The sequence below is a fragment of the Nonomuraea lactucae genome, from assembly GCF_003313395.1.
GTDB classification, from domain to species: domain Bacteria; phylum Actinomycetota; class Actinomycetes; order Streptosporangiales; family Streptosporangiaceae; genus Nonomuraea; species Nonomuraea lactucae.
In genome coordinates, this window is record NZ_QNFZ01000361.1 from 1 (window position 1) to 750 (window position 750).

General features: G+C 74.8%; 1 protein-coding gene. It reads left to right on the forward strand.

Annotation, left to right across the window (positions count from 1 at the left end):
- The coding region (locus DQW85_RS21960; protein ID WP_240197342.1) for a glutamate-cysteine ligase family protein at window positions 1–750 on the forward strand (750 nt) is incomplete at both ends.

A 750-nucleotide genomic window follows, 5' to 3' on the forward strand; every position in this document is an offset into this window, starting at 1 on the left:
CGCCGACGTGGCAGCCGTGCGCGACGCCCTGCGCGCGGCCGGACTGGCGCTGGCCGGGGTGGGCCTCGACCCGATCCGGCCGGCCCGCCGTCAGCTGCGCCTGCCCCGATACGAGGCGATGGCCGAGTTCCTCGGCGCGCCGTACGGGCCGCTGATGATGTGCTCGACCGCGTCGATCCAGGTCAACCTCGACCTGGGCGAACGGCCGGTGACACGGTGGGAGCGGGCGCACGCGTTCGGCCCCGTGCTGATGGCCGCCTTCGCCAACTCACCGCTGAGCGGCGGCCGGCCGTGCGGCTGGATGTCGGGCCGCCAGGCCGTCTGGGATCACCTCGACCGCACCAGGACCTCCCCCGTGCCCGCCTCGGGCGATCCTGTCGCGGACTGGGCCGAATACCTGCTGGATGCCCGGATGATGCTGGTGCGCGAGGACAAGGAGCGCTATCGCCCGGTCCGCGATGGCTCGACGTTCCGTGACTGGCTTCACTCCGACGGCGAGCGGCGGCTCACAGCAGAGGATCTGGTCTACCACGCCTCGACGGTCTTCCCCCCGGTGCGGCCCCGGGGCTGGCTCGAGATCCGCTATCTCGACGCCCAGCACCCCGCGACCTGGCCGGTCTGCGTGGCCGTCACCCACGCCCTCGTCACCGACGACCGGGCCGCCGACGCCGCCCTGGCCGCCGCCGAGCCGTGCCGGGAGCTGTGGGAGGTGGGCGCGCGGTGCGGGCTGGCCGACCCGCGCCTGGGCCG